Annotated in this window: 21 protein-coding genes; 12 read left to right on the top strand and 9 right to left on the bottom strand. The window is 37.0% G+C overall.

All coding sequences use genetic code 11. The features are described from left to right. The first annotated feature begins 44 nt into the window (after window positions 1-44). Genes BP74_RS04405 through dapB form a run of 3 tightly spaced genes read left to right on the top strand, consistent with a single transcriptional unit; the run spans window position 45 to window position 2,398 of the window. Window positions 45-959 carry a ParB/RepB/Spo0J family partition protein gene (locus BP74_RS04405; RefSeq protein WP_496371458.1) on the top strand — a complete coding sequence of 305 codons (915 nt, stop codon included), beginning with the start codon at window positions 45-47 and terminating at the stop codon, window positions 957-959. A 43-nt stretch (window positions 960-1,002) separates the two neighbouring features. Further along, a complete protein-coding gene (locus tag BP74_RS04400) occupies window positions 1,003-1,641 on the top strand; it encodes a DUF5683 domain-containing protein (RefSeq protein ID WP_496371456.1) in 639 nt (212 codons plus the stop codon). Window positions 1,642-1,675: 34 nt separating this feature from the next. Beyond that, window positions 1,676-2,398 (top strand): 4-hydroxy-tetrahydrodipicolinate reductase, encoded by a 723-nt coding sequence (dapB, locus tag BP74_RS04395; protein WP_496371454.1) that lies wholly within the window; start codon window positions 1,676-1,678, stop codon window positions 2,396-2,398. Window positions 2,399-2,420: 22 nt separating this feature from the next. Here dapB and BP74_RS04390 read toward each other — a convergent pair whose 3' ends face one another. Then, on the bottom strand, window positions 2,421-3,368 hold the full coding sequence (locus BP74_RS04390; RefSeq protein ID WP_496371452.1) for an NAD-dependent epimerase/dehydratase family protein: 948 nt from the start codon (window positions 3,366-3,368) through the stop codon (window positions 2,421-2,423). A 120-nt stretch (window positions 3,369-3,488) separates the two neighbouring features. Here BP74_RS04390 and kdsA point away from each other — a divergent pair, with 120 nt between their 5' ends. From kdsA to BP74_RS04370, 4 genes are all read left to right on the top strand, one after another. Next, the gene (gene kdsA, locus BP74_RS04385) at window positions 3,489-4,313 is read left to right on the top strand and encodes a 3-deoxy-8-phosphooctulonate synthase (RefSeq protein ID WP_496371450.1); all 825 of its coding nucleotides are present in this window, start codon (window positions 3,489-3,491) and stop codon (window positions 4,311-4,313) included. Between the two features lie 176 nt (window positions 4,314-4,489). Continuing rightward, window positions 4,490-5,473, top strand: coding sequence for a 6-phosphofructokinase (pfkA, locus tag BP74_RS04380; protein WP_496371448.1), 984 nt, complete (start codon window positions 4,490-4,492; stop codon window positions 5,471-5,473). 153 nt (window positions 5,474-5,626) lie between these two features. After that, window positions 5,627-7,081 carry a pyruvate kinase gene (gene pyk / locus BP74_RS04375; protein WP_496371446.1) on the top strand — a complete coding sequence of 485 codons (1,455 nt, stop codon included), beginning with the start codon at window positions 5,627-5,629 and terminating at the stop codon, window positions 7,079-7,081. A 360-nt stretch (window positions 7,082-7,441) separates the two neighbouring features. Beyond that, a complete protein-coding gene (locus BP74_RS04370) occupies window positions 7,442-8,869 on the top strand; it encodes an MBL fold metallo-hydrolase RNA specificity domain-containing protein (protein ID WP_496371444.1) in 1,428 nt (475 codons plus the stop codon). Between the two features lie 94 nt (window positions 8,870-8,963). On the opposite strand, the gene BP74_RS04365 is transcribed toward BP74_RS04370, so the two are convergent. The 4 genes from BP74_RS04365 to BP74_RS04350 all read right to left on the bottom strand — a co-directional run bounded on the left by BP74_RS04365 (window position 8,964) and on the right by BP74_RS04350 (window position 13,370). After that, a complete protein-coding gene (locus BP74_RS04365; RefSeq protein WP_496371442.1) occupies window positions 8,964-9,920 on the bottom strand; it encodes a CvpA family protein in 957 nt (318 codons plus the stop codon). A gap of 232 nt (window positions 9,921-10,152) precedes the next feature. Next, a complete protein-coding gene (locus tag BP74_RS04360) occupies window positions 10,153-11,550 on the bottom strand; it encodes a S41 family peptidase (protein ID WP_496371440.1) in 1,398 nt (465 codons plus the stop codon). A gap of 205 nt (window positions 11,551-11,755) precedes the next feature. Then, window positions 11,756-12,094: an RNA-binding regulator gene (gene rbp, locus BP74_RS04355; RefSeq protein WP_496371438.1), complete on the bottom strand. Its 339-nt coding sequence runs from the start codon at window positions 12,092-12,094 to the stop codon at window positions 11,756-11,758. Window positions 12,095-12,302: 208 nt separating this feature from the next. Next, window positions 12,303-13,370, bottom strand: coding sequence for a fatty acid desaturase family protein (locus tag BP74_RS04350; RefSeq protein ID WP_496371436.1), 1,068 nt, complete (start codon window positions 13,368-13,370; stop codon window positions 12,303-12,305). Between the two features lie 227 nt (window positions 13,371-13,597). Here BP74_RS04350 and BP74_RS04345 point away from each other — a divergent pair, with 227 nt between their 5' ends. Further along, a complete protein-coding gene (locus BP74_RS04345) occupies window positions 13,598-13,861 on the top strand; it encodes a hypothetical protein (RefSeq protein ID WP_496371434.1) in 264 nt (87 codons plus the stop codon). Window positions 13,862-13,864: 3 nt separating this feature from the next. On the opposite strand, the gene BP74_RS04340 is transcribed toward BP74_RS04345, so the two are convergent. Continuing rightward, a complete protein-coding gene (locus BP74_RS04340) occupies window positions 13,865-14,353 on the bottom strand; it encodes a DUF421 domain-containing protein (RefSeq protein WP_496371432.1) in 489 nt (162 codons plus the stop codon). A gap of 541 nt (window positions 14,354-14,894) precedes the next feature. Between BP74_RS04340 and BP74_RS04335 the strand changes: the two genes are divergently transcribed. The 3 genes from BP74_RS04335 to BP74_RS04325 all read left to right on the top strand — a co-directional run bounded on the left by BP74_RS04335 (window position 14,895) and on the right by BP74_RS04325 (window position 17,163). Further along, window positions 14,895-15,353 carry an NUDIX hydrolase gene (locus BP74_RS04335; RefSeq protein WP_496371430.1) on the top strand — a complete coding sequence of 153 codons (459 nt, stop codon included), beginning with the start codon at window positions 14,895-14,897 and terminating at the stop codon, window positions 15,351-15,353. A gap of 85 nt (window positions 15,354-15,438) precedes the next feature. Further along, a complete protein-coding gene (locus BP74_RS04330; RefSeq protein WP_496371428.1) occupies window positions 15,439-16,215 on the top strand; it encodes a TSUP family transporter in 777 nt (258 codons plus the stop codon). Window positions 16,216-16,275: 60 nt separating this feature from the next. Further along, window positions 16,276-17,163, top strand: a complete 888-nt coding sequence (locus BP74_RS04325) for a polysaccharide deacetylase family protein (RefSeq protein ID WP_496371426.1) — start codon at window positions 16,276-16,278, stop codon at window positions 17,161-17,163. A gap of 413 nt (window positions 17,164-17,576) precedes the next feature. Here BP74_RS04325 and BP74_RS04320 read toward each other — a convergent pair whose 3' ends face one another. The 3 genes from BP74_RS04320 to BP74_RS04310 form a co-directional block, all read right to left on the bottom strand. Beyond that, complete coding sequence (locus tag BP74_RS04320) at window positions 17,577-17,783, bottom strand: hypothetical protein (RefSeq protein WP_496371424.1); 207 nt, start codon at window positions 17,781-17,783, stop codon at window positions 17,577-17,579. A gap of 71 nt (window positions 17,784-17,854) precedes the next feature. Further along, window positions 17,855-18,517, bottom strand: a complete 663-nt coding sequence (locus BP74_RS04315; RefSeq protein ID WP_496371422.1) for a YggS family pyridoxal phosphate-dependent enzyme — start codon at window positions 18,515-18,517, stop codon at window positions 17,855-17,857. 21 nt (window positions 18,518-18,538) lie between these two features. Next, window positions 18,539-19,693, bottom strand: coding sequence for an acyl-CoA dehydrogenase family protein (locus tag BP74_RS04310; protein WP_496371420.1), 1,155 nt, complete (start codon window positions 19,691-19,693; stop codon window positions 18,539-18,541). Window positions 19,694-19,914: 221 nt separating this feature from the next. Between BP74_RS04310 and BP74_RS04305 the strand changes: the two genes are divergently transcribed. Next, window positions 19,915-20,088 (top strand): hypothetical protein, encoded by a 174-nt coding sequence (locus tag BP74_RS04305; protein WP_175546045.1) that lies wholly within the window; start codon window positions 19,915-19,917, stop codon window positions 20,086-20,088. The last annotated feature ends 6 nt before the right edge of the window (window positions 20,089-20,094 follow it).

The following is a 20,094-nucleotide window of genomic DNA, read 5'->3' as shown; positions in this document are numbered from 1 at the left end:
ATGTCAAGGGATTTGAACATTAACTTTGAATATCAAACAAATACATGAGCGCACCAAAACAAAATAAAGATGCATTAGGTAAGGGAATTCGTTCCCTTTTACAAAGCATTGATTCTGACCTCAAGAATACTTCGGGCCAATTAAAACCACAAGCAGTAGAAGCCGCAACCGGAATTATGCGGCTGCCTTTAGAGAATATAGAGACAAATCCCAAACAGCCCCGAAAGGATTTTGATGAGCAGGCATTACAGGAATTGGCTCAATCCATAAAACTTCATGATATCATTCAACCAGTAACGGTTTCAAAATTACATGGTAATAAATATCGACTCATTTCAGGAGAAAGAAGGCTCAGAGCCGCAAAAATAGCTGGTTTAAAAGATATACCTGCATATATACGTCTTGCAAACGACCAGGAATTGCTTGAGTTAGCCTTATTGGAAAATCTTCAACGGGAAGACCTTAATGCAATGGAAGTTGCCCTGAGTTACAAGAGGATGATGGAAGAACTGGACCATACACAGGAACAGGTAGCTGAAAGAATGGGAAAAGACAGAAGCACAGTTACAAATTATTTACGCCTATTGAAGCTTCCCCCAGACATCCAGGTCGCTGTCCGTAATGGTGAAATCAGTATGGGTCATGCAAGGGCTTTAATCAATGTCGATACTATCGATAAACAATTATACATATTTGACGAGATTAAATCTAAAGATCTGTCAGTAAGACAAACAGAAAACCTGGTAAGGGCATTATATAAAGAGAAAGAAGGCAAAAAGCCAACCGTCAATTCGCTTCCTGAAGGCTATAAGAAAGTTGAGGATAAACTTGCGTCCCATTTCAGCACGCGTGTTAAAATGAAACACAGCAAAAATGGCAGCGGACAAATAACTTTTGATTATTACTCGCTGGAGGAATTAAATAAATTATTAGATCAAATGAACGTGAGCATTGAGTAACCAGGATTATACAATAAGGTGCTTTTTTATTGCAATTTTTCTCTTGCAATTTGTATTGGGTTATTCCCAGGTTGATTCTGTTAAATCAGCAACTTTTGATTCAACAAAACCCAGAATCCTTGTTGACTCATTGCCAAAATTAGACAGCCCGGTAATTGCTAATAAGCCATCCATTGATTCAATTTTAAAACTTCATTCTCCCAAAAAGGCGGCTATTCGGTCAGCCATCATACCCGGGTGGGGGCAATTATATAATAAGAAATACTGGAAAATTCCTATCATCTATGGAGCCCTGGGCTTATCAGGAAGTGTCTTTGTGTTTAATTTACAAAATTATAGAGACCTGCGTTTTGCCTATAAGGCAAAATATGAGGCCCAACCTAAGAGCAGCACAACTGGCCAACCAATTCCTGGAGACTCCACAAACTATTTTAAAATTAAACCTGAATTAGTACCACTAGATATTAATGCATTGAGAACTTACCGGGATGAATACAGACGAAACATTGATTATTCCGCCCTGGTTTTTATCCTTTTATGGGGCTTGAATGTAGTTGATGCAACTGTTGATGCACATTTAAAATCATTCGATGTGAGCCCTGATCTTAGTTTCCACATGAAATTTGGACATAGCCAGATCGCTGGCACTACAGGTGTTAGCTTTGTACTGGCATTCCGTTGAAGCATACTTATCTCTAAAATCATATAATTAATTTATGCGCATTGCACTAATTGGATATGGCAAAATGGGCCAATTAATAGAAAAGATCGCTATTGAAAGAGGACATGAGATTATTGTAAAAATTCATATTGACAACACAGAAGAATTTACCAAATCTAATCTTCAGATGGCCGATGTTGCTATTGAATTTACAGGACCGGAAAGTGCCTTTGAAAATATTAAAAAATGTATCGACTTTGATATACCTGTTGTAAGCGGATCAACCGGATGGAATGAGAAAATAGAAATTATAAAAGCCTATTGTAAAGAAAAAAATGGATCTTTTCTCCACACCAGTAATTTCAGTATTGGAGTTAATATATTTTTTGAAGTTAATAAATACCTTGCAAAGTTGATGGCTTCGCATAGTGATGCTTATGATGTTACTTTAAAAGAAATACACCATACTGAAAAAAAAGATTCTCCTAGTGGAACTGCTGTGACGTTGGCCGAACAGGTTCTAAAAAATTTTAAAGCTAAGAAAAGCTGGGTTAACAATATTTCAAATCTACCAGAGGAATTATCCATCATTAGTGAAAGGATTGATCCTGCTCCCGGAACACACCAGGTAAAGTATACTTCGAAAATTGATGATATTGAGATCATTCACACAGCTCATAATCGTGAAGGTTTTGCCCAGGGAGCTGTTCAGGCAGCTGAGTTTATCCATGATAAGAAAGGAATATTTACTATGCAGGATGTGCTGCACATAAAATAGCCTACCCTCTAACTTGTACAGACTACAAGGATTTTAGATTATCAAGCATATCGCTAGTCATTGCAGAAAGATCATATCGCGGTTTCCAACCCCAGTCATTTCTCGCAACGCTATCATCAATACTGCCCGGCCAGCTATTGGCAATTGTCTGCCTGTAATCAGGTACATAGTCAATGGTAAATTCCGGAATATGTTTTTTTATCTCTTGCGCTATTTCTTCTGGCGAAAAACTCATTCCGGAGATATTATAGGATGTCCTGGTAGTTATTTTATCACTGGTTGCTTCCATTAACTCAATTGTTGCCCTGATAGCATCAGGCATATACATCATAGGCAAAAAAGTATCTTTTTCCAAAAAACAATCGTAATGCTTGTTTTCAAGTGCCTCATGGAAAATTTCAATTGCATAATCTGTGGTTCCTCCTCCCGGAGCTGACTTGTATGATATCAAACCTGGGTATCGAATACTTCTGACATCCACGCCATATTTATGAAAGAAGTAATTGCACCAAAATTCACCTGCATATTTGGAAATACCATAAACAGTGGTCGGTTCTATTATAGTTTGTTGCGGACAATTGTTTTTGGGCGAAGTAGGTCCAAATACCGCAATTGAACTAGGCCAGTAAACCTTGGATAATTTTTCCTCACGTGCTATATCCAAAACATTTAAAAGACCCTGCATATTCAGATGCCAGGCAAGGTTTGGATTCTTTTCCCCGGTAGCAGAAAGAATTGCGGCAAGTAAGTATATCTGGGTTATACCCTGGCGAATTACCTGTACATGAAGCATTTCTTTATTCATCACATCCAGGCTCACATATGGTCCGGTGCCCTGTAATAATTCATTCTGCTCCCGAAGATCAGAGGCCACAACATTTGCAGCCCCATAGATTTTTCTTAATGCCAAAGTGAGTTCTACACCTATCTGTCCAGATGCACCTATTACAAGTATCTTTTCCTGTTTCATGGCTACAAAATTGAGAGCAAATATAGGTTACCAAATTGTGAACAATTAACATGAAACTTAGAAATCTCATCTGATAAAGAATTACCCATCGAACAATAACTATGGATTATTTTTGCACCCATGATAAAGTTTTTAGCAGACATCTTTTCTCCACAACAATATGATCAGAATTCCTTTTTTCTCATTGCAGGACCATGTGTAGTTGAAAGTGAGGATTTGGTTTTCGAAGTGGCTGAGAAGGTATCTGGAATATGTAAAAGGAATAATATTCCATTAATATTGAAAGCTTCTTATAGAAAAGCCAATCGTACCAGCATATCTTCATTTACAGGCGTAGGGGATGAAATTGGATTAGATATCATTCAGAAAGCTGGAAAAAAATACGGATTAGCCACAACTACAGATATTCACACTGAACGGGAAGCCAGTTTAGCAGCACAATTCGTAGATGTGCTCCAGATCCCGGCATTTTTATGTCGCCAGACAGAATTACTACTTGCTGCCGGAAACACAGGCAAAATCGTAAATGTGAAAAAAGGCCAGTTTGTAAGTGGCGAATCAATGAAATTTGCTGTTGAAAAAATTAAGGCTAACGGTAATGAAAAAGTAATGCTTACCGAACGAGGTACTACTTTTGGCTACCAGGACCTTGTAGTGGATTACAGGAATATACCATTAATGCAACAAATTGGAGTACCTGTAGTTATGGATTGCACGCATAGTTTACAGCAACCAAACCAGGTATCAGGAGTTACCGGGGGTAACCCAAAACTCATTGGGACCATAGCCAGTGCAGCTATCGCTGCCGGTGCAGATGGGTTGTTTATCGAAACACATCCTGATCCGTCATGTGCGAAAAGCGATGGGGCAAATATGTTAAGGTTGGATCTATTGGAAGAATTATTAGTAAAGCTGATAAAAATCAGGAAAGCGGTAAACGAATAAAAAGGAAGGGTAAAGTTCCTTTTTTAGACGATGAATTGAATATTTGTCCCTTAATGATCAAGTCTGGAAAGCTAAAAAAATGTGTAGCATATACACACTAAAGACAAAACCTTATTTTTGAGGTTTGTTGAAAGAGATTATCAATAAAAAATCTCAATTGAAATAAGGATAAAGAAATGGCAAAAAAAGTTAGCCGTATAGGTGTATTAACCTCAGGCGGCGATTCTCCCGGAATGAATGCAGCTATCAGGGCAGTTGTTCGTACCGGAATCTACAACGGACTGGAAGTATATGGTATCATGAGAGGCTACCAGGGCCTTATTGAAGATGATATTTATAAAATGGAAGGAAGATCGGTGGCCAATATCATTCAAAGAGGTGGTACGATCTTAAAAACCGCCCGCTGCAAAATTTTCCACACAGCAGAAGGAAGAAAAAAAGCATACGAAATATTACAGAGAAGAGGCATTGATGGCCTTGTGATCATTGGAGGTGATGGTTCATTTCGTGGTGCAGTTGAGTTTAGTAAAGAATTTGATATACCATGTATTGGAATAGCCGGCACCATTGATAAGGACATTGCCGGTACGGATTTCACTATTGGATTTGATACGGCAGTGAACACTGCTGTTGAAGCAATTGATAAGATAAGAGATACCGCAGATGCCCATGACCGTCTCTTTATCATTGAAGTTATGGGTCGTGATGCTGGTTATATAGCTTTACATAGCGGTATAGCTACAGGAGCTGAAAATATATTAATACCTGAACAAAAAACAGACATTGAAGATGTGATTGCTTCACTGCAGGAAAAAGAAAGAAGAAAAAAATTAGTGAATCTTATTGTAGTGGCAGAGGGTGATGAGTTTGGAGGAGCTAATGAAGTAGCAAAAGCCGTTAAAGAACGATTACCCCAAACAGAAACCAGGGTTTGTATCCTAGGGCATATTCAAAGGGGTGGTGCTCCCACCTGCCTGGATCGGTTGATAGCAAGTCGCATGGGGTACCATGCTGTTGAATCATTAATCGAAGGCAGGCATAATGTATTCGTTGGTATTCAGAATAATAAAATGAACTATGTTCCTTTGGATAAAGTACACAAAAAGAAAAGTACAATTAGTGATGAATGGATGAAGATCGTTAAGATTCTTGCAAGCTGATTAGATTTGATTTATAAAGTTCTGTTGTTTAAGCAAATGAACATGGTTTCAACCTAGAACAATTTTCGGAGTAATTCTATTCAATAACGACTAAACTACCTTTTTGGGTAAGTACATATGAGCAAAAACGTCGACAAGTATTTTCATAAGCAAATGGATAAGACCGCTGGACTGGAACACTCCTACCACCGGACAAAAATTGTAGCTACTGTAGGACCAGCATGTGACACCTATGACAAGCTTTTAGACCTGGTAAAATGTGGTGTGAATGTTTTTCGATTAAACTTCTCTCATGGGTCTCATGAAGATAAAAAACAAATAATAGAATACATTCGGCAAATCAATGACAGAGAACCTTACAATATCGCAATATTAGGAGACCTGCAGGGGCCAAAACTGCGTGTTGGCGAAATGGAGAATGGCGGTATTGATGTTCAGCCTGGAGATATACTCACTTTTACCAATGAAAAATTAGTCGGCAATAAAGAAAGGATTTATGTTTCCTATCCAAATCTTCATGCTGACGTAAGGGTCGGAAATAAAATATTGATCGACGATGGAAAGTTGGAAGTGCAGGTTAAAAAGATTCTAAAGAATAATGACGTCCAGGTGGAAGTTACTATGGGTGGAATGCTATCTTCTAAAAAAGGAGTAAATCTTCCTGATACCAAGATTTCCCTTCCTGCACTTACAGATAAAGACCTTATTGACCTGGAATTTATTATAGAACAACAGTTAGACTGGGTAGCCCTTTCATTTGTCAGAAGTGTCAGAGATATAACCTTGCTCCGTTACAAACTTGATGAAAAGAAGAGCAAGACCAAGATTATTGCAAAAATTGAAAAACCCGAAGCCCTCAACAATTTAAGAGATATCATTGTAGAAAGCGATGCTATTATGATTGCCCGCGGAGACTTAGGTGTTGAGTTGCCGATTGAACAAATTCCACTAATTCAACGAAACATCATCAGGAAATCACTTCACAGGGCAAAACCTGTAATTGTGGCCACACAAATGATGGAAAGCATGATTGATAGAAGCAAACCTAACAGGAGTGAGATTACCGATGTGGCAAATGCTGTTCTGGAAGGTGCTGATGCTGTTATGCTAAGCGGAGAAACCGCCACAGGCCAACATCCTAAACTTGTTGTTGAAACAATGCGGAAGATCATTATGGAGGTGGAAAGAACAGAATACAGGTATAACCTGGAAGAAGTTTTAACTCCCCAACCCCACTCTCCTTCTTTCCTGAGTGATGCCATTTGTTACAATGCCTGTAAACTTTCCCAGGATGTTCAGTCAGATGCCTTGATAGGAATGACTCAGAGTGGTTATACTGCATTTATGCTTAGCAGTTACAGGCCAAAGGCGCCATTGTTCATATTTACCAAGGAACGTTCCCTTGTGAACCAGTTAAGTCTAAGCTGGGGTGTGAGGGCATTCCATTACGGCGAAGAAGAAAGCCTGGATGATATTATTTTCGATCAAATTGATATTTTAAAAGAAAGAGCATTCCTGAAAAGTGGTGATATCGTTGTAAATACAGGAAGCACGCCTGTGCATTTACATTTGCCTACCAATATTGTCAAGATAACTAAGGTTGAATAAATAAACCCGATTGATAAAAAATGGCTGTATCAAATTACTGGTACAGCCATTTTTGTATAGGCTCTTTTTCAATTAAACCTCCAAGATGTTTTAAACAGAACCCATTTTCGCTTTACCCATTTACTATTGTCACCTTCGGAACAATTAACTTTGAATACCACATAACATTCATAAGACCTCAATTATTAATACTTATTCGCTAACAGCTTTAACCAATCACATCCAGACATATAAATACTCCTTTCCTTTATAACCATGAACTAAATGTCTAAACTGTAGAAATATGGTTACAAATAGCTCCCAGGTTCTTCTGAAATTTATTTAATATCTAATGGGTATAATATTCGCTCTTTCATTTTTATGAAGATCAAATTTCTCGGTGCTGCCCGCACTGTAACAGGTTCCTGTCATTTAGTGACCCTTGAAAATGGGCTTAAAATACTTTTGGACTGTGGAATGTTTCAGGGAATGGGTGCAGAAACTGATGATCTCAATGAAAAATTCGGATTTGACCCATCTTCAATTGCATTTCTACTTTTATCTCATGCTCATATTGATCACTCAGGGCTCATTCCCAAATTAGTAAAGGAAGGATTTAATGGCAAAATTTATTGCACTCCGGCGACAAAAGATCTTACGGAAATACTATTATATGATAGCGCTGAAATTCAAAACTATGAGGTAGAATACAAAAACAAAAAAAGGACAACCAGGAACTTAAAACCGTTTGAACCGCTTTATGCTACAGAACATGTTCAAAATGCCCTGGATCTATTTGAAACTGTTGACTTTAATAATTGGGCAATTTTAAGTGATGGAATTGAAATATTATTTACTAACACCGGTCACTTAATAGGAAGTGCAGGGATTTATTTAAAAGTTAAAGAACAAGGCAGAGAAACTACTTTATTTTATACGGGTGATGTTGGAAGATACCGTTCTGTTTTATTACAGCCTCCAGCAGAGTTTCCGCAAGCTGACCATATAATTCTGGAAAGTACCTATGGAGATAAGCATCATAATATTAAATTCAATACTATTGAGAACATTCACAAATGGATCAAAAAAATTTGTGTTGAAAAACAAGGGCAGCTAATTATCCCCGCATTTAGTGTAGGTAGAACACAGGAAGTTTTGTATGCTTTGAATCAGTTAAGTCTTGAGAAAAGATTGCCTGATATACCCTATTTTGTAGATAGTCCCTTAAGTTCTAAAGCAACGGGTGTCATAAAAAAATATACAGATCAATTCAATGATCACTTGCAACAAGTACTATCCATAGATGATGACCCCTTCGATTTTCCAGGATTAAAGTATATTGATAATGTAGAGGATAGTAAAAAATTAACTGACTCCACTTTGCCTTGTGTGATCATATCTGCAAGTGGAACTGCAGATGCAGGAAGGGTACGTCATCATATAAATAGTTGCATCAGCAGAGATAATTGTGCAGTATTACTTGTAGGTTATTGTAGCACGAATTCCTTGGGCGGCCAATTACTTAATGGAACCAAAGAAGTTGAAATATTTAATGACCCATGTGCCGTTCTCTGTGAAATAGGGCAGATCAAAGGTATGAGTGCACATGGCGACACTGATGATCTGGTTAAATTTATGAGTTGCCAGGAGCCTGAACTGATAAGTTCCATTTACCTTGTTCATGGTGAATACAAGGTGCAACAAGCCTTTGCCAGGCGCCTCGGGTTAAAGGGTTATAAAAATATCGAAATCCCAGGTCAACACCAGGAATACACCCTGTTATCAAGGCATATTGAAAAAAGAGCTTGAACCGCTCACCAAGTATTTTATCATGAGATCCTTGTACGTAATAGGCTAATAAAAAATTCGGAACAATCAATAAGTACAATTATTCCGGCATATATTAATTTCTAAATTCCTGTGAAACCATTAATCCATGAAAACCACCATCAAGTATACCAATACCTACACGATTATAGTTGGGCCGTAGAATATTAGCCCTATGACCCGGAGAATTCATTAATCCCTGGTGACAAATTGGAAGTGTTTGCCCCAATGCAAGGTTTTCCCCAGCCGAAACAAACTGCACATTTGCTGCTTTCATACGATCAAAGGGATCTTTACCCTCTGGTGTATAATGAGAAAAGTATCCACGCTCAAACATATCCCGGGAATGTTTACGTGCAACAATTGTTAGTTCAGGATCTGCTTTCAATGGTTGTAAACCTTGTTTTGTTCTTTCTTTATTTAACATAGAAAGCATTTCCATTTCCAGATCTGTTCTTTCGCGGGCATTTGATACAGTGAAATGCAGGTCAACAGTTTCATCTGATCTAGGCTCAACAGTTAAATTATTCAATGTTTGCCTGGTGGCATCTTTAAATATGGGTGTTAGTTTATTATCAAGCCATTCCACACCTGTAGCCAACCTTCCTGCGAACTCACTATTCTTAGTTTGAGTGCTCAGCTTAGTTGAAACAGGTATGGCAAATAATATAGCTGCTGCAATGGTGCTATATAATAATCCATTAACAAAGCCTGGTAATAAACCCATTGCATGATTTACTTCATGATGATGTGCTTCATAAGGTGTGATTTTCAACAGCCGGTTGAAAATAAATGCCAGGATTATCCTTGACAGTATAATTGTAATGAGGAAAGCAAGGGGAAGTGTCCATACACCTAATCCTGGAAACCAATGCTGGAAGTATGAACCACAATATTTATAACAAAAAAAACCAGCTAATAGGCTACCTATCCAAACCAACAGATCAATTGTCCCAAGAATAAAACCTTTTTGCCATCCCGCCCACATTGCTATAATAACAATTAGCAGTAAGGCCCCATCAATCCAATTCATATTTAAGCCTTTTTCAATCAAACTCAAAAAACATGCTACGTTAAAAATATTTAGTGAACCATTAATTCACATCTAAAGCCTTCATTGATCAATTGGTAAAACCAATTTAGCATTGCAATGATTTCACAATCTTAGCTTATATATTCTTTTTTAATTATCCAGCGCCTTGCATGACAGTATTGATAAAATAAAAAATCCTGCAATTGCAGGATTTCAAATTCTATAAGAAGTACTATTTAAATTTCCGGGTATCAATTGTACCTTTAAATGAAGGCGCATCTAATAAAATGTTGCCTGATTTAACTTCAGGTTGTTCACTATAGATGACCCCGTTATTCCGGGCACCTGCGGCCTGGCTTCTAAAAGTTCCTGAGGTAATATAACTTATAGCACTATGTAAACTGCTTTCCTGAATATCTCCCCAATCCTTATCCAAACCATCTGCAACCTGGCTGTTTACAGAAATGCCATTGAAATAATTTCCTTCACCGTTTTTATTCGTCGTTCTGAATGAAACCGGAAAAATATACCAATCCCCTACCGGAATCGGGAAAAATCCAACAGGTTTTCCGTAAGTTTTACTAGGACCAACAAGGAAAACATCCATATAAGGTTTTAAATTGTTAATAAGTAATTCACTTGCGGAAGCGGTACTGCTGCTTACAATAAAGAATACACGATTAAGATTTAAATTGCCTAGTTTATTGAACTTGTCTTCGCTATTATATTGGGTATACTTATCATTAAATTGCTGCTTCATCATCAGCTGACCATTAGCAGATTGAGGTGCCAGCCAGTTAGCCATTTTTTCCTGAACAGAAACATAGCCGCCACCGTTGTAGCGAAGATCGATGATCACATCATTAACATTGGCTGCAGCAAATTTTCCAAATATTCTTGAATACTGATTATAGATATCAGTGGTATCACCCAGAAAAGAATTAAAAGCAAAATAGCCAATCTTCTTTGAGTTGATAGAATAAACAGTATCAATAATAACAGGATGATCATTATAATTTGAAGCAGTGAGATCCACTGTAACTGTCGTATTATCTGGCTTTTGAAAAGTAATTTTTGCATTATTACTCTGGTAAATGTTCTGAACAATAAATGTTGCATTACCGGTTGTAATATTTGTATTTCCATTTATTGAGGTTATTCGCCATCCTCTCCTGATTCCCGCAAGACCTGCAGGTGACTCTTTTTCTACCATTTTGACCCGGAGATCACCTTCTGCCATAAAAAAGACATTTAAACCAAAATCCCCGGTTGAAACTCCTGTACTAACATTATCCCAATCTGCCTGTTTTACACCAAAGCTCCATTTGTCGACTGGCCCCGAAAAACCAGGCTCGGTACTGTATTGACGAATGGCTGTCATTAATTTATCAATATCAGAATAGCTCCTGGCATCAAAACCAGACGGTATTTGGTTATACCATAAGTATATGTCCTTTGAATACAAAAGTGCAGAGTCCTTCAAAGCATTTGCGGTTGTTCCAGTAGGTGTGGTTGTAGTTGGCGCTGGTGGGGTTAAATTGCCTGAAGAAACATCCGATTTTTTACAGGATGAAAAAAAGGCCATACCTACCAATGCCACCACGAAAAGGCGGTGCTTAATAGATTGCATAATGTTTTTAGATTTTTTAGATGTGATGGATAATAACTGCAAAGAATGAGCAGAAATTGCAGGTAAAAGCTTATTTAACAAGTGTTTATAGGGTATATATTGTTAATATAACACACGATGGGGTCGAGTTCCTGATTCTCATTTATATGGGCATAAAAAAAGCCCTGACAAGGTCAGAGCTTAAATTCTCACAAAGGCAAATATATTAATACCTGCTTTTGTTATAACCGCCACCGCCGTTATAACCACCGCCGCCGTTGTTACCGCGGAAACCACCACCACCGGTGCGGGCAGGTTTATCTTCTTTAGGCTTTGCTTCCATTACACGAATGGATCTTCCTTCAACAGTTGCCTGGTCTAATTCAGCAATTGCTTTTTTAGCAGCTTCATCATCAGACATTTCAACAAATCCAAATCCACGGCTTTTGCCAGTAAACTTGTCTGTGATTACTTTTGCTGAAGTCACTTCACCGTACTCAGTGAAAAATTCTTTTAAGTCTTCATCCTGCACGTTGAAGCTTAAGTTGGAAACGTAAATGTTCATACTTTCTTTTAAAAAATTTAAAATTGATTGAGACGAGGCAAGAAAGTAAAGGGTCTAACTAACAGCGGAAAAAATAGCAGATTAATTGTACACTTACCAAATGCGATGCTCAAATAACGGTGCAAATATAATAGAATGTAACTAGAATCATTCCTGTATGACAAGAATCATTTGTTAAGTTACTATCAAATCATTTGCACTTAAATGGTTATGCCCTGCCCATTTGTTTTAAAAAAAGCACATGGGAAATTACAGCATGACTCATTTTTTTATATTCAGTATAAGGAACATTAAACTCATCGCAGGCCTGCTTAATGATTTTCCTTATTGCGGGGTAATGAACATGGGAAATTTTTGGAAACAAGTGATGCTCGATCTGATAATTTAATCCTCCAACCAGCCAGCTGATCAATTTATTTTTAGGAGCAAAATTCGCTGTAGTTTTTAATTGATGAATGGCCCATTCATCATCCAACTTTCCACTTTCATCATGAGGAACAGGAAAATGTGTATGCTCTACAGTATGAGCTAATTGAAATACAATACTCAAAATAAACCCTGCAACTACAGAAAAAATTAAAAATCCTATGATTGTAGGAAGTACGCCAACAGTATAAAATGGAATAAGGAAAAACAGGAAAAGATACAATGCCTTAAAGCCCCAAAAAATGATATGATCCCATGCTGACATCTTTTTTAAAGGCATATGCCCTATCTTTCTTTTAAAATATTTTTGATAATCAAGGACAAATACCCATAAAATATACAACATGGAATATAAAAACCAAAAATAGAAATGCTGGTATTTATGCATTTTAAGTTTGGGTTGAGTTGAACTCATCCTCATCCACGGTTGTATGTCAATATCATCATCTACACCATCTATATTCGTATAGGCATGATGTATTACGTTATGCTTGACATTCCACATAAATGAGCTGCCTCCTAAAAGATTTAATGAAAAAGCAGCAATATTATTAACCCATTTATATTTACTAAAACTTCCATGAGCACCATCGTGCATTATATTAAATCCTATTCCAGCTACTACCAGGCCTAATAAAATACATTCTAAAACAGCCCAAAGTGTCGAGGGAGTAAAAAATACCAGGTGTATATATAGCCCCAGGAAGGCAATAAATAGAATTCCTGCTTTAATATACAATTGTTTGTTCCCGGTTAAAGATTTTCCGGATGTATCGAAGTAGTCGTTGATCCTTTTTTTTAATTCTACGTGAAAAGATTGTTTGACTGAGGGGAATTTGGGAATTGCCATACGTATTTCTTACCTGAACCTTTAAAATTCTGATCTGGTTGAGTGGCAAATTTACAATTTGTATTTTACCCCTCTAGTTAAAGTTGGCTATGACTTAGATAAATGGAATAACAAAAGATATTTACATATTAAACTTTATAATAATGAATAATAAGCATTTATTAACCTTATGAATATTTTAGTGAAAAGTTGCACGGGAATTGCTTAAATAGCAGCCAAATAGCACCATGAACTTCAACTTCACAAGAAATATACATTTCACAAAGCTTATTAAGGCAGCCAACAGGTTAAGAGAATTCAATTTTCGAATGTTACCGGGAACTTCAAACACGTTATTTCATGTTGACGTGCCGGATGACAGGGGTAATAGGATCATGTTCAAAATGCAAAAAGCGGATAACCAATGGAAAATTGTAGATGAGGGTTTGCCAGTTTGGGTTTCCGGAAATGAAAACCTTCTTAATGAAGCAATTAGTGAAGAGGTAAGCTGATGTTTAGTCTTTTTTTATAAAGCTTAATTCACCGGTCCTTTCCATATAAATTTCTGATATTTTATCTAGAGTTGAGGTGTTTGTTTGAATTCTCAACTCTTCGTATACATCATTGATAGAAACATTGGCCTTTTTTAAGTTGGCGGGAATAAATTTTTCCCCGGCGTATAATAGATAACTCTTGCCCTTAACAGTTATCTCAAATTGCTTATTATAAACAGATAATTTGGTCATTATCTTATGTATAAAAAGTATTACAATTACAGAGATAACTGTAGAAAAAAAAGGTGTTGCACCTACAATACCCCTGCTTAAAATAGCGCCGATTAGGAAAGTGATTATAGTATCAATTCCATCACCTTTTCCAAATGGTCTCATTCCTGATATCCTGATAAGAATCAAAGCAATAAGGAACATAACGGCTGAGCGCTCTGCAATTTCGAAAGGAGAAATATTTTCCTGAATTCCCCACCATTGATTTAAGAATTGCATACTTTTTAAAATTTTAAGTATTATTAAAAAAGGAATGCCAATTCGCTAAAGCCTGTGGTTATACAAATGAAGATCAAAATGTATATCCCAGGAGGGCTCTTTTAGACAATATTTCAAAACAATTAGATGCTGAAAAAAAATACAATTATCCTGTTTACATTATTCTTATGCTCCATATTTTCAGGATACCTGTTATCCAAAGCATCCCTTACAGGTAGAGTTGGAATTGATCTGTTCTATAAACAATACAGATTTTTAAGAGATCCCATGAAGAGTATTATCATGATTTTAATAGTGTACATGATTCTTTTTATGTTATTAGGTCTAGTATATAAACGAATGAAAACCAATATCTTTAACAAGATTTCATTTCTTGTATTGTTAATGGGATTTATAGGGGCAATTCTCACCTATTATGACTTCCATCACACAATTACACACAAACTCCTGGGTTCAAAATTCCATTTTGGAGGGTATATCTTTTGGATGGGATATATAATCATTCCGTCATTTTTCCTTTTTAATAAAAAAATATATTCCGATGAGAAAAAGCGCTGGAATTTTACTTTTTCGAAAAAAAGGAATTGAGATTGAGTTTTTTTTAGTGCATCCTGGAGGCCCATTTTGGAAGAATAAAGATGTTGGTGCCTGGTCTATCCCAAAAGGAGAATTTACTGAAGAGGAAGAGCCCTTGTCAGCTGCAATAAGAGAGTTTAGAGAAGAAACCGGCCATGAACCCAGGGGCACTCCAATAGAGTTGTCACCAATACAACAAAAAGGTGGCAAATGGGTATACGCCTGGGCAATAGAGGAAGATATAGTTGCTGAAAAGATAAGTTCCAACCATTTTACAATAGAATGGCCTTATAAGTCGGGTAAATGGCAAAGCTTTCCAGAGGTGGATAAGGCGGGATGGTTTGGATTAGAACAGGCAAAATCTAAAATTATTCCGGGACAGATATTTCTTTTAGATGATCTCCTTTCTAAAATAAATAGTTGATGTATAGCTCAAATAATAACATAGGTAATAATGGAAATTGTAACTCCGTATTCACAAATCTCTGATCCTATCTTCGCAGGCAATTATGAATATTGAGGTCTATCATTTGGTCTTACTTTGTGTTATTGCTTTCTGCGCAGGATTTGTTGATGCAATCGTTGGTGGAGGAGGTTTAATTCAAACACCAGCATCCCTTGTAATTTTGCCCTCTTTTCCGGTTGCTTCCGTAATTGCCTCCTTAAAAATTCCTTCTTTTAGCGGCACCAGCCTTGCAATGGTCCAATATCTGAAAAAGGTAAAATTGAACTGGCGGCTGATCTCCATCATTTGCACCATTGCTTTTTTTTCCTCTTTCGCAGGGTCTCAATTGCTTATAATAGTAAGCAATCAATTTATGAAGCCAGTTTTGCTGGTAATATTGATCCTGGTAGCTATTTACACCTTTACCAAAAAGAATTTTGGTGAACACCAGGCTAAGGAACACTCTGACCAAAAAGAACTATTTTATGCAGTCCTGATAAGCATAATTATTGGGTTTTATGATGGCTTTATTGGTCCTGGAGCAGGCAGCTTTTTAATATTGGCTTTTGTAAGCCTGTTAGGATTTGATTTTCTGCATTCCTCTGCCCATGCTAAATTAGTAAACCTGGCAACTAACCTGGGATCGATAACCTTATTTCTAATAAAAGGAAAAATTATTTGGGCTATTGCACTACCAATGGCCTTTAGTAATGCTGCAGGTGGTGCCATTGGTGCCAACCTTGCAATTGCAAAAGGGAATCGTTTCATCCGCATATTTTTCCTTTTTATCGTTATTGCCACATTACTTCGTTTTATGTATGATATTTTTGTTAAAGCTTAAAATAGTTTTTCTTTTAAATCATCTAACCACCATTTTTGTAACTCACCTTTATTGAATTGTATGAAAACCCTTTTCTTCCTTTTAACTGCAATTTTTTCATTTGCTTTCTTCAGTTGCAGCAATCAGACCACAGTTTCGGAAAAAGAACCTACTGTAGTCAAGACCAAAACAGATAGTACGAATGTGTCTGAACCTGCAAAAGCCAGGGCCTCAGCAGCAGAGATCATGGCCAAAAAAGAAGTTCCAGTTCTTTGTTATCACCATATTCGAAATGTTGCCTCCACCAGGGATCTTAAAAATGAATATGAAGTAAGCGCTACAGAATTTAAATTGCAATTGAAGGCTTTAGCAGATAGTGGATATAAATCAGTCACTCCAGACCAGCTTTATAATTACCTGGTTTTTGGCGGAAGCTTACCCGAAAAACCATTTATGATCACTTATGATGACACTGATGAAGAGCAATTTTCAATAGCAAAACCTGAAATGGACAAATATGGTTTCAAAGGCGTTTACTTTATCATGACCATTTCTATTGGCAGACCTAATTATATGACCAAAGAACAGATCAAACAATTATCAGATGAAGGACATGTAGTAGCATCTCACACCTGGGACCATAGCAGGGTTGACAGGTATACTTATGAACACGCCATAGAAGAAGGTGGAAAGAAAAAAGTAGTAAATGATTGGGATCAGCAATTAGTGAAAACAAAAACGAAACTGGAAGGAATAATTGGGAAGCCCATTGATTATTTTGCCTATCCTTTTGGCATCTGGAGCAAGGCTGGTATTCCTGAAATTGAAAAAAGAGGATATAAAATGGCGTTTCAGCTAGCTACAAAAAGAGATTCCCTACAACCTTTATATACAGTTCGCAGGGTCATTGTAGCACCACAATGGTCAGCAGAGGGTCTTTTAAAGGTCATGAGAAGCTCTTTTAAATAAATTGTGGAAATCTGTTCCTCATTTGAAGGTTAAAAATGAATAGCCCTCAATTATATAGCTTTAAAATAAGGTTTTTGCTTTTGTATAATGATTTGAGTAAGTAATATTCGTGTTCCCGGGGTTTGGAACGGTCTTTGGATTTATTAATTCAAATCAGAGATTATGTTTCCAGTGTGGTTTTTTTTAGTGCTGATGGCTATAATCTGTTACCTTTTATATCTGACCCGTACAACAGAAGAAACTTTATTAAGCATCAGTAAAAGTAATTTCAGAAAGATACATTTTTGGATGAAGAACGTTTCAGACAAATAATCTTTAAGTGTAACTTTTAAAGTTTAAAAAATAGTAATCAAAATAAAAGATGTCCTTAAGGGACATCTTTTATTTTAAAACTTCAATACAATTAATTGATATTAATCAGCTCTGCGACCACTACCGCGGGTAAGTGCCACTAATAGAAGAATAAATACTGCTGCACCAACAACCCAAACCCATGGGGATGCATACCAGTTACCTCCGTCGCCTTTTGTATTTATATCTACATCTACCTTTTTTGTATCCTGGGCAAATGCCAAAACACTCAAGAATGCTGCTACTAAAGAAAAATATACTTTTTTCATGATTAAGGGTTTAATCTATAACTAAAAAAAAGCATGCCAGCCTCTGCAGGTGTTTTAAAAAAACCAATAAATCACTCTTTTAAACTCCTTTCACCAAAAAGCAAACTGCCTATCCGAACCATATTACTTCCTTGCTCAATCGCTATTTTATAGTCTCCACTCATTCCCATAGATAATGTAGAAAAGGATGGGATGAGTAACTGATACTTTTTATAAAGTTGCTTAAGTTCATGGAATTCACTTTTTACTTGTGAACTATCATCAATTAATGATGCCATTCCCATCAAACCTTTAATATTTATATAATTGAACCCGGGAAGACACTGAACCAGCTCATTCAAATCTGCAGCATCAAATCCAAATTTTGTTTCTTCCCTGGCAATATGAACCTGTAACAATACATCTATTTTTCGCTCAAGTTTTTGGCCTTGTTTTTCTACTTCCCGTAATAATTTCAGGCTATCTATACCATGAATCAGATGCACAAATGGTGCAATATATTTAACCTTATTAGATTGCAGATGACCAATAAAATGCCAGCGGATATCATTTGGCAAAGAAGATTGTTTCCCCAATAACTCCTGAACATAATTCTCACCAAAATCTCTATGACCCAATTCATAGAGGCCAAGGATATCTTCAATGGGTTTTGTTTTTGAAACTGCAACAAGAACAATACCCCTTGGAGAAAGTTCATGTTGAAGGGCCAAATATTTTTCTTTATTCACACTCATTCTCCTGCGACTTTATCCTTTTCATTTCAATATGGACCTGCTGATCACTATGCGTTGTACTTCACTTGTCCCTTCATATATCTGCGTGATCTTTGCATCACGCATTAACCGTTCAACATGATATTCTTTTACAAAACCATAACCACCATGTATCTGCACTGCCTCTACTGTAGTCCACATAGCCGTTTCCGAAGCAAAAACTTTAGCCATTGAAGAACTTAAAGTGTAATCCTTTTTTTGGTCCTTATCAAAAGCTGCCTGCATACATAATAGCCTGGAAGCTTCAATTCTCGTAGCCATGTCGGCTAGCTTAAACGCAATGGCCTGGTGATTGGATATTTCAGTTCCAAATGCTTTTCTTTCCTTTGAATATTTCAACGATAGTTCATAAGCTCCCGAAGCTATACCCAAAGCCTGCGACGCAATGCCAATACGACCACCAGCAAGAGTTTTCATGGCAAATTTAAACCCAAAGCCATCCTCTCCTATACGATTTTCTTTCGGAACCTTTACATCATTAAACAGTATGGTATGCGTGTCGCTGGCACGAATGCCCAACTTATTTTCTTTAGCCGCCACTACTACTCCAGGCCAGTTTTTTTCCACTATGAAAACATTTATTCCCTTTGAACCTTTGGCTACATCCGTTTGAGCAATGACCAGGTATACCGAAGCAGTACCTCCATTTGTTATCCAGTTTTTAGTACCATTTAGTAAGTAATGATCATCTTTTTCTTCTGCTGTAGTTCTTTGAGATGTGGCATCACTTCCAGCTTCCGGCTCACTAAGTAAGAAAGCACCGGTATACAATTCGCCATCTTTTTTACCCTGGGCAAGTGGCGTGAGGTATTTTTGTTTTTGTTCTTCGGTGCCAAATGCTTCCAGGCCATAGCATACCAGGCTATTATTTACACTCATACAAACAGAAACACTGGCGTCGATCTTACTGATCTCTTCCATAGCCAAAACATAACTTATAGTATCCAAACCCGCTCCTCCATATTCCTGGCTTACCATCATCCCCAAAAAACCCAGGTCAGCAAGTTTCATAATCTGTTCTCTGGGAAACTGCATTTTTTCATCACGTTCGATTACGCCGGGTAAACATTCATTCCTGGCGAAATCCCTTGCAGCCTGCTGTATCATCAGGTGTTCTTCACTTAGCTGAAAATTCATAGCAATCGTTTATTTGTGCGCAAATATAATCGATGGTTCTGTTTCTACATGAGCCTGCCAATATGATATCACTCATCTATATTTTTAGATCAACTTAAGATAATTTAATAGTTAACATTTTTTTGTCGAGGAAATAATCGGTTTGGTCGAGGGTGACCATGGTTAAAAAGCAGGCCTGTATTATATTTGTTAACCTCGAACCGTGTAAACTTCCTTTCAGAATGAAAAAGTATTTTTCCGAAAAAAATGCCCTTACTGTAATGACCAGTTTGTTTTGCCTGGTTATGATGATCATTGCTTTGAGCAAACAATCAATTTGGGAGTCTGTTGCCTTTGCCCTGGCCTTTAGCTTTTCTATTGAAATACTTTGCCACAGGGTTAAAGAAAATAAGTAATTCTGC

The sequence above is a fragment of the Flavisolibacter ginsengiterrae DSM 18136 genome, assembly GCF_059568575.1.
This window is presented reverse-complemented; position numbering and strand designations above follow the sequence as displayed.